The organism is Granulosicoccus sp. 3-233 (assembly GCF_052681095.1).
In genome coordinates, this window is the sequence record NZ_JBQYLE010000002.1 from 934,143 (window position 1) to 942,992 (window position 8,850).

General features: G+C 58.0%; 9 protein-coding genes. 8 read left to right on the forward strand and 1 reads right to left on the reverse strand.

Annotated elements, in window-relative coordinates:
• The first annotated feature begins 31 nt into the window (after positions 1 to 31).
• From ACUNV4_RS08915 to ACUNV4_RS08950, 8 genes are all read left to right on the forward strand, one after another.
• A complete protein-coding gene (locus tag ACUNV4_RS08915; protein ID WP_430878163.1) occupies positions 32 to 769 on the forward strand; it encodes an SDR family oxidoreductase in 738 nt (245 codons plus the stop codon).
• Positions 770 to 1,026: 257 nt separating this feature from the next.
• Positions 1,027 to 1,905 carry an NAD(P)-dependent oxidoreductase gene (locus ACUNV4_RS08920; RefSeq protein WP_430878164.1) on the forward strand — a complete coding sequence of 293 codons (879 nt, stop codon included), beginning with the start codon at positions 1,027 to 1,029 and terminating at the stop codon, positions 1,903 to 1,905.
• A 91-nt stretch (positions 1,906 to 1,996) separates the two neighbouring features.
• On the forward strand, positions 1,997 to 3,580 hold the full coding sequence (locus ACUNV4_RS08925) for a UxaA family hydrolase (RefSeq protein ID WP_430878165.1): 1,584 nt from the start codon (positions 1,997 to 1,999) through the stop codon (positions 3,578 to 3,580).
• Between the two features lie 54 nt (positions 3,581 to 3,634).
• Positions 3,635 to 4,549 carry an NAD-dependent epimerase/dehydratase family protein gene (locus ACUNV4_RS08930; RefSeq protein WP_430878166.1) on the forward strand — a complete coding sequence of 305 codons (915 nt, stop codon included), beginning with the start codon at positions 3,635 to 3,637 and terminating at the stop codon, positions 4,547 to 4,549.
• A gap of 13 nt (positions 4,550 to 4,562) precedes the next feature.
• Entirely contained in the window at positions 4,563 to 5,357 is a 795-nt protein-coding gene (locus tag ACUNV4_RS08935) for a sulfite exporter TauE/SafE family protein (RefSeq protein ID WP_430878167.1), read from the forward strand.
• 115 nt (positions 5,358 to 5,472) lie between these two features.
• Positions 5,473 to 6,174 carry an SDR family NAD(P)-dependent oxidoreductase gene (locus ACUNV4_RS08940; RefSeq protein WP_430878168.1) on the forward strand — a complete coding sequence of 234 codons (702 nt, stop codon included), beginning with the start codon at positions 5,473 to 5,475 and terminating at the stop codon, positions 6,172 to 6,174.
• A gap of 18 nt (positions 6,175 to 6,192) precedes the next feature.
• The gene (locus ACUNV4_RS08945; RefSeq protein WP_430878169.1) at positions 6,193 to 6,600 is read left to right on the forward strand and encodes a hypothetical protein; all 408 of its coding nucleotides are present in this window, start codon (positions 6,193 to 6,195) and stop codon (positions 6,598 to 6,600) included.
• The gene (locus ACUNV4_RS08950; protein ID WP_430878170.1) at positions 6,593 to 7,642 is read left to right on the forward strand and encodes a hypothetical protein; all 1,050 of its coding nucleotides are present in this window, start codon (positions 6,593 to 6,595) and stop codon (positions 7,640 to 7,642) included. The genes ACUNV4_RS08945 and ACUNV4_RS08950 overlap by 8 nt, the downstream gene beginning before the upstream one ends.
• Positions 7,643 to 7,734: 92 nt before the next feature.
• Here the strand turns inward: ACUNV4_RS08950 and bhcR are convergent, their stop codons facing one another.
• The gene (gene bhcR / locus ACUNV4_RS08955) at positions 7,735 to 8,580 is read right to left on the reverse strand and encodes an HTH-type transcriptional regulator BhcR (protein ID WP_430878171.1); all 846 of its coding nucleotides are present in this window, start codon (positions 8,578 to 8,580) and stop codon (positions 7,735 to 7,737) included.
• Positions 8,581 to 8,850 lie beyond the last annotated feature (270 nt).

Sequence of the window (8,850 nt, forward strand, 5' to 3'; positions counted from 1 at the left end):
ATCGGGTGCAGGTTCCGGTACGCTCCGCATCATGAAAAAACGACTGGAAGGGAAACGTGCACTGGTGACCGCCGCTGCACAGGGAATCGGGGAAGCCACTGCACGTGCCTTCGCCGAAGCAGGTGCCACCGTGGTGGCGACGGATATCAATGGCGAGAAGCTGTCCGAGCTTGCCAGGGTACCGGGTATTCAGACTCGCGTTCTTGACGTAATGAGCCGGTCTGCCATCGAAGCCATGATTGCCGAAGAAGCGGCGTTCGATGTGTTGTTCAACTGTGCTGGTACCGTGCATAACGGTTCGATCCTCGATTGTACCGATGAAGACTGGGATCTGGCTTTCGATCTGAACGTCAAATCCATGTTTCGCGTCAGTCAGGCAGTGATCCCGGGCATGATCGCGGCCGGTGGTGGCTCCATTGTCAACGTGTCATCCATTGCCGCACACAAGGGGCTGGTCAATCGCTTTGCGTACGGAGCCTCCAAGGCCGCAGTGACCGGACTGACCAAGATGATCGCTGCCGATTTCGTGAAACAGGGCATTCGCTGCAACGCCGTGGCGCCGGGTACCGTGCAGTCACCGTCTCTGGACGATCGCATATCGGCGTTCGAGGATCCGGTTGAAGCGCGCAAGCAGTTCATTGCACGACAGCCCATGGGGAGGCTGGGCAAGGCCGAGGAAATCGCCGCTGCGGCATTGTACCTGGCCAGTGATGACGCCGTGTTCGTGTCCGGCACCACGTTGTGTGTCGATGGCGGCATGTCCATCTGAATGCGCTCGGCTCAGGCAGTTGTCCAACGTGCGACTCGACACTCGCTTGCCGTTCATCACGGCAGAAGCCTGTCGACCGATTCGGGCCGACGGTTTTCCGAGACTGGCAATTTTTGTCTGAACCCTGTAATTTGAACGTTAAAATCGCGCAAGGCCTGCTGCCTTGCCCATGCTGATGACCGGGCTTGTGCTGCCGGTCTGCAGCATGTGTCATCCACAAGATTCAACTGACTTCTGCATTCGGGAAGAGTATTACCATGAGCAATCTGGAACGAGTAGGCTTCATCGGCCTTGGCGCCATGGGCGTCGGCATGGCTGCCAATATCATCGCCGCCGGCTACCCGCTGACGGTCATGGGCCACACGCGCCGCGAACCGGTCGAGCGACTGGTCGGACTGGGTGCGCGTGAGGTCGCCAGCCCGGCCGAGATGCGGGCGCACTGTGACGTCATCATCCTGTGCGTCACAACATCCGATGCGGTCGAGAACATCGTGCTGGGTGACGAGGGTCTGCTGTCTGCGGGGGACAACCCGTTCATGCTGATCGACTGTGGTACTTCACGGCCCGACTCCACCCTGATGTTGGGTGCCCGCCTGGCAGAGGCCGGCTGCACCATGATGGATGTGCCTCTGGGGCGTTCGGCCGCAGCGGCCGAAGCCGGAACTCTGAACATGATGGCCGGTGGCAGCGAGGCGGATTTCAACCGGGCAAAGCCGCTGCTCGAGACCATGTCCGAGAACCTGTTTCATGTCGGCGAGCTCAGCGCCGGTCACCGCATCAAGCTGATCAACAATGGCTACTCCATGGCTGTTGCCTGCCTGGCTGCCGAAGCCGTTGCCACGGCCCGGGCCGGAAATGTGGATCTGAAGGTGCTGCATCAGGTCATGGGAGCCGGTCCCAACCGCAGTGATTTCTTCGACTGGATGATGGCCTCGGCCGTCGAAGGCGATGAGACCAAGCTGGAATTCGCGCTGAAGAACGGCTTCAAGGACATGGGCTATTTCCAGTCCATGGCCGATGAGGTGGGTGTGGATGCCAGCTTGCCGGCGGCCGCCACCGCTCGCCTGAAATCACTGGTGGAAGCAGGCCACGGGGATGAATTCGTACCTGCACTGATGCGCCTCGTACAGAAGTAGGCGCACCGGGTTTCACTATGGTTTTCCGGGTCGCGGCAGTATGATGTCATGGCCCGGCTCTTCGTCGTCAATTATCGTGCGCTGCTGAAAAATGGTCGAATCTACTCCTGTTGTATGGCTTGATGGCAAGGAATCCGCCAGTCAACCCTTCTTGCGTCTGGCACCTGTGGACAATGTTGCGGTGGCCTTGCGCACACTCAAGGAAGGTGAGCAGCTATCGGTGCCGGCAACACAGGCAGGGCAGGCGCCGCAGGAACTGACCGTTGCCACACGCATCATGAAGGGCCACAAGATCGCCCTGACGGATGTGGCCAGGGGAGAACGGGTGCAGAAATATGCGCAGTTGATCGGTATTGCGGCCGAGGATATCCGCGCTGGCGATCATGTGCATACACACAATCTGTCCTTTACCAGTGCCGATGCCAGTCACGAGCGCGATACCAGTCTGCAGCCGGCAGAAGTGCAGTGCACGGATACCTTCATGGGGTATCCTCGCGCTGATGGTCGGGTCGGCACACGCAACTTCATTGCTGTCATCAGCAGTGTCAACTGTTCGGCGACGGCGGCCAACCGCATTGCCGACGCCTTCGGTCATGGCCGGCTGGACAAGTATCCCAATGTCGACGGAGTAGTCGGTTTTACCCACGGTACGGGTTGTGGCATGGATTCGGCGGGCGAAGGCTTTCAGAACCTGCAGCGCGTGCTGGCCGGTTATGCACAGCATCCCAATGTCGGTGGCGTGCTGCTGGTAGGGCTGGGCTGCGAGACCAGTCAGATAGCCGGTACCATCGAGTCGCACAAGCTGGCCAAGGGGCCCTTGTTGCGAATCATGAACATCCAGACCACCGGCGGGCATGTCAAGACGGTAGCCCGTGGGGTGGAGATCGTCGAGAGCATGCTGGACGAGGTCAATGCCATCGAGCGCCAATCCTGTCCGGTCTCGAAGCTGACCCTGGCGCTGCAATGTGGTGGTTCGGATGCCTGGTCCGGCATCACCGCCAATCCGGCGCTGGGACATGCGGCTGACCTGCTGGCCCGCCAGGGGGGCACGGCCGTGCTCGCCGAAACGCCTGAAATCTATGGTGCCGAACATCTGCTGACGCAGCGCGCGGCCAGCGACGAGGTGGCGCAGGAGCTGCTGCGTCGCATCGCCTGGTGGCAGGACTATGTGGACCGCAACAATGGTTCGCTGGACAACAACCCTTCGCCGGGCAACAAGCTGGGTGGGCTGACCACCATCCTGGAAAAATCCCTGGGGGCGGTCGCCAAGGGCGGCACCACCATGCTCAATGGCGTCTATCGCTATGGCCAGAGAGTGGATACCCATGGGTTCGTGTTCATGGATTCCCCGGGCTACGATCCGGCCTCGGTCACCGGCCAGATTGCCTCGGGTTGCAACCTGGTTGCCTTTACCACGGGGCGGGGTTCGACCTTCGGCAGCAAGCCGTCACCTTGCCTGAAGATTGCCACCAATACCGACATGTACCAACAGCTGTCGGATGACATGGATATCAATGCCGGTACCATCGTCAGCGATGGCGATTCGGTAGCCGATGTCGGAGAACGCATCTATCGACGTCTGCTGGAGGTGGCTTCAGGTGCACAGACACTCAGCGAATCCCATGGTCTGGGTGATCATGAGTTCGTTCCCTGGCAGATCGGTGCGACGATGTAATCCACTGGCCGTCCTGTCCCGAGCTTGCCCTGGCTGAACCGGTTCTGATTCCTGATGCATACCCTGATCCTCGGCGCCGGTTACAGCGGTCGCCAGATAGCTGTCGAAGCGGCCAGGTTCGGTACCGTCTGCGGCACTCGGCGAACCCGGGAGGGTGTGGCGGAACTGGCCAGCCTGAACATACCCGGCTGTGTGCTGAATGATGCGATCAATGATCAGATCCTGGCCGAGCTGTCCCGAGTGACGCATCTGGTGGTCAGCGTGGCACCGCAACGAGAGCTGCCGTTGAATGATCCGATGCTGAAACTGCTGGGTCCCCTGACTCCGGCCGGTCGTGCATCGCCTGCCGGCACGCCATTTTCGTCCTTGCAGTGGATAGGGTATCTGTCCACCATTGGTGTATACGGGGATCATGGCGGAGAGTGGGTGGATGAGACCACTGCCTGCAATTCAACGCAGACACGTTCCCTGGCACGACGGGAAGCCGAGCTGGCCTGGCAGGCAATGGCCAGAGAGTGGCAGGTACCTGTGAGCATTCTGCGTCTTTCGGGCATTTACGGTCCGGGCAGAAATGCGGTGGCCGATGCCATTGTCGGTCGTGCTCACATGTTGATCAAGCCCGGACAGTATTTCAATCGTATCCATGTCGAGGATCTGGCCAGGGCGACGCTGCTGGCAGCTCAACACCGTTACGATGGCGTGCTCAACATCACGGATGAGCTGCCGGCTGCTCCTCAGGATGTCATTCGACATGCGCATGAACTGGTTGGCAAGCCGGCACCTGAGGCAAGGGATTTTGCCACGGCCGACATCTCACCCATGGCCCGCTCTTTCTATAGCGAGAACAAGCGGGTGCGTAACGATCTGAGCAAGCAGGCACTGCGCTTCGAGTATCGCTATCCCGATTACAGGGCCGGACTGGGTGATATCTGGCGAGGAATTCAGCAACGCAATAGCCGCGATTCATGAGTCCGATCAGAAGATGCCCGGAATGACGGCCTTTCTGTTCGAAGGGGTGAGCCTGGAATCGGTTTTCACTCCTCTGTTGTTCAGTGCCGTTTTCATCTATTTTCTGGCCGGTGCCATCAAGGGCATGCTGGGAATCGGCTTCCCGACCGCCGCGGTCAGTCTGCTGGCACAGATCGTTGATGCCAGAACCGCGATTCTGCTGGTTGTCATTCCCATGGTGGTGACCAACGCCTGGCAGGTCTGGCGTAACCGACGGGTTCGCTGGGTATTCAGAAGTTTCTGGCGGCTGCTGTTGATGATGCTGATCTTCATTGCCATTTTCTCGCAGCTGGCCGGACGCGTACCGGTTGGCTTGCTGACAGGGGTGCTGGGCCTGATCGTGGCCGTCTATTCCCTGTCCAGTCTGTATCTGCCCGTTCTGAACATCCCTGATCGCCACGACCGACTCTCGCAATTTGTGGCGGGCAGCTCGGCGGGTGTCATGGGTGGCCTGACCGGTGTCTGGGCACCGCCATTGCTGATCTATCTGAAGGCGCGCGGGGTCGGCAAGGAAGCCTTTGTCGCCACCACCGGTGTGCTGCTCTGTCTGGGTAGTCTGGTACTGTTCACCGGTTATGCAAGCGCGGGTCTCATTGTCGGCCCTCTGCTGGTGATGTCCTGCCTGTTGCTGCTGCCTTCTCTGGCAGGTTTCAGTGCGGGAGAGCGGATTCGTCGCCGCTTGTCGCCGGAGCGCTTCGAACGCCTGCTGTTGTGGTTTTTCCTGGTCATGGGGTTGAATCTGATCAGGCGAGCATTGGTTGGGGGCTAGCGGTTGCGTGCCACTGGATGCGATCAAGCGGGTAATTGTCGACTGATCTCACAGGACTGCAGACGGTACACTGCAGGGTGGATCAATTCTCACCTGCGTGATGGAGCTCGTTGTCTTGAAGAAAAACATCCTGATTGTCGGAGGTTCATCCGGGCTGGGTCTGGATCTGGCCAGGCACTATGTGCGAGAAGGGCATGGCGTTTGTCTTACCGGCCGTCACGACCCGGGTTTGTCAGGTGCGAGGTACGTCGAGCTGGATATCGATGCTGACGGTGCACACTTGAATCGCGGTATTGATCAACTGCTCGAGAATTTCCCTGTCGTGAACACGCTGATCTACTCGGCCGGATTCTGTCAGAGAGCGACGATCGATGGTCTGTCCACTGCCGATATCACGCAGATGGTGAATGTCGGGCTGGTGGCGCCCATGCTGCTGGTCCAGCGCCTCAAGAACCATCTGGATACGCCCCTCAAGGTCATGCTGATCACGTCAAGTTCGCAGTACACCGCGCGTGAGACGGAGCCTGTGTATTGTGCCACCAAGGCGGGTCTGGGTATGTTCGGTGCCTGCCTGGCGCTGGACAGGAAGGTCGGCAAAGTCCTTGTCGCAGCCCCTTCGGGCATGAAGAGTCCATTCTGGCGCCATAGTGACAACGATGTATCAGAGATGCTGGAGACGCAGTGGGTTGCGGCCCGGATCGTGGAGCTCTCCAGCGGTGCCTTCAAATACAAGTTCGCGAAGATTCTGAGAAATCCGCAAGGAATCGTGGTTGAAGAGTGTCTTGACGATGCCCTGCAACCGATAGAGTGTCAGTAGCTGGTGGCGGCAGTTCTGATGAAATTCCATCCCTTGTCCGAAAGTGAATTGGTCGATTGGGCGTATCACCCCGAGTCCTTCGTGGGTGTTGACCAGGACGTCGAGCTGCTGGTGGCAAGCCTGCGCAATGCCGATGTCATTCTGGCGTGCGCTGCTGACGATCAGTGTCCGAAACAGCGATTTTTCGTCAACTGCGCCTGTCTGATTGTGGGTGATGCGGTGCGCCGCTGTGCTGTTGACTCTTCGGAGAGGCATGTTCCGGCCGAGAAGGACATTCTGGCGTTTGCAAGACGGGCCGAGAAAACGGGTAATCGCTACCTGCTAGAATTAGCCTGGCGTGCCAGAGCGCTCGTGGAAGAGCCCTCCAGTTTTGATCGCGAGTATTGGTGCGCTGGTGGATTGGTTCGTGAGATGTTTGATGACTGAACAACCGCTTGCATTATGGCCACTGCTGCTTGTCAATCTGGCATTGCCTGCCCGTTCCGGTCATGCAAGTCTGACCCATCCGGCATGCCATCCGCTGGCGACACTACCGTCAACGGTATATCTTTTCTCGGCAGATCTTGACGGCAAGGATGGGGCCGACTTGTTCGTTGCGGATCGTAGCGGCGGGTCGACTGTCATCACCGCCTGTGATGTTCCTTCCCTTGGTCCATGGGATATGCGTGATACCAACAGGCCGCTCAATACGGTCGTTGTCGTCGATGTGGAGGGTGACGGAACAGAGGAGCTGATTGTGGGCGGTCCCACGGGGTCAGCGCCACTGGTCGGAACCGTCACCCGCCTGAAGGGGACGCAGCTTGAACCGGGAGAAAGCGTGTCTGTCAGACCCGCTGACGATTTGCTGGCGGGTAAAACATTCCGGTGTGTCGACACCGATGACGATGGGCAACGTGAAGTTGTCAACTACAGCTATCGTGAAAACGTTGACGGGTCAGAAATACACTGGCGAGGCAGTGACGGTGGTGAAGGTCTGTTCAAGTTGCCTTCACAAGCGGCCGAAGCCTGGTTGTTTCGAAATGGGCATTGTGGAGGTCGTCTGGCGACAAGCCAGAGTTTTGCGGTGGCTGCTTATCCGCCATCTGTGGTAATTGAATCCCTTCAAACCCACCTTGCAGAGGACGGAATTGTTCAGTTCGGTATCAACAATCAGGTACTCCATACAAAGACAGTTGAACAGTTGAGAGATGACAATGACTGGCTGATTCCACTGGAAAGCTACGGTGGCTATGAGGGGCCTTTCTCCCTGCCAGGCTTTCTGGCAAAGGCGCAGACACTGACGGTCGGCTCGCACAATCACTGTGCAGGCTCCCCATTGGCACCACCGAATCTGTCAGAGAAGAAACTGATTCAGCTCTCGGCTCAACCCGGTCAGACAAGCAGCTGCCTGCAATGGTTTTCGGTTGATTTCTGGATGAAAGAGGACTTCACGATCGAAGCTGTCATGTTGAATATCTGGGAGCCTTGATGCCTTGATGCCTTGATGCCTTGATGCCTGAATGCCTGAATGCCTGAATGCCTGAATGCCTGAATGCCGAGTGCGTCATGACAACCATGCCTTCACCGAGGATGATTGACCAGTGCACCGAGCGCCTCTGAAATCTGCCTGGCGGCCGTTGTCACAACAGGCCCGATGCGACTGATCATCTCATCGGGAAAGCGGGTACTGGGGCCGGATACGGATACACCAGCGACCGGTTCACCACGGGCATCGAGAATGGGAGCGGCCACGCAGCGCATGCCTTCGAAGTGCTCCTCGTTGTCAAAGGACCAGCCTCTCTGACGCGTGCGATCGAGATCCTCGAACAGCGTTGTCGGTGTGCTCAGGGTCTGTGTGGTGAAGGCCGGCAGTCCGGTTTTCTCCAGACTCTTTTGCACTTCGTCGCGACTGCGCATCGACAACAGTGCCTTGCCGATACCCGAGGCGTGCAGATGACTGCGGGATCCGGGGCGATGATAGGCCCGGATGGGGTGATTGCTTTCGACCTGTGAGATGAACACCACATAGCCGTTGTCTTCGACCGCCAGATTGGCAGTCTCACCCGTGTCTTCCATGAGCACACGCATGATTGGCCGTGCGATCTCTACCAGGCTGGTGCGCGCCAGATAGCTGGTGCCGACACTGTAGGCCTGTACACCGATGGACCAGAGTTGTGAGGTCTCGTCGTAATCGACGAATTGCTGGCGCAACAATGTGCTCAGCAGGCGGTGAGCGGTAGGGGCGGGCATGCCTGCCTGCAATGACAGATCGCTGAGATTGGCGGCACCTTCTCTGGCGAGTAACTGCAGCAGGGTCAGACCGCGATCCAGCGCCTGCACGGTGGACACTTCCGTCTCGCTGCGCTGAATTCTGGGTCGTCCGCGTCCACGTCGGGTGGTGCTGACCGGCTTGTCGCTGGCGGGCATGGCTTGTCCTTGGCTGCAGGTTTGATTGCATCAGATTATGAAGTAATTTTTCATAATTTTCATAAAATGATAAAAAATAACAATAAATATAGTAAAAACATGCGGTTGTGGAATTAAATAATAAAATAAAAAAACATTTCAAAAATAGCTTGAAAATAGCAGAGTTCCGCCGGATACTGTCAACAGAACGCACAACAGAACGCACAACAGAACGCACAACAGAACGCACAACAGAACGCACAACAGAACGCACAACAGAACGCACAACAG

What these genes read in the sequence shown, in the direction of transcription:
- bhcR (WP_430878171.1), bottom strand. Translation starts at nt 8,580, where the DNA reads ATGCCCGCCAGCGACAAGCCGGTCAGCACCACCCGACGTGGACGCGGA.
- ACUNV4_RS08920 (WP_430878164.1), top strand. Translation starts at nt 1,027, where the DNA reads ATGAGCAATCTGGAACGAGTAGGCTTCATCGGCCTTGGCGCCATGGGC.
- ACUNV4_RS08950 (WP_430878170.1), top strand. Translation starts at nt 6,593, where the DNA reads ATGACTGAACAACCGCTTGCATTATGGCCACTGCTGCTTGTCAATCTG.
- ACUNV4_RS08935 (WP_430878167.1), top strand. Translation starts at nt 4,563, where the DNA reads ATGCCCGGAATGACGGCCTTTCTGTTCGAAGGGGTGAGCCTGGAATCG.
- ACUNV4_RS08945 (WP_430878169.1), top strand. Translation starts at nt 6,193, where the DNA reads ATGAAATTCCATCCCTTGTCCGAAAGTGAATTGGTCGATTGGGCGTAT.
- ACUNV4_RS08915 (WP_430878163.1), top strand. Translation starts at nt 32, where the DNA reads ATGAAAAAACGACTGGAAGGGAAACGTGCACTGGTGACCGCCGCTGCA.
- ACUNV4_RS08925 (WP_430878165.1), top strand. Translation starts at nt 1,997, where the DNA reads ATGGTCGAATCTACTCCTGTTGTATGGCTTGATGGCAAGGAATCCGCC.
- ACUNV4_RS08930 (WP_430878166.1), top strand. Translation starts at nt 3,635, where the DNA reads ATGCATACCCTGATCCTCGGCGCCGGTTACAGCGGTCGCCAGATAGCT.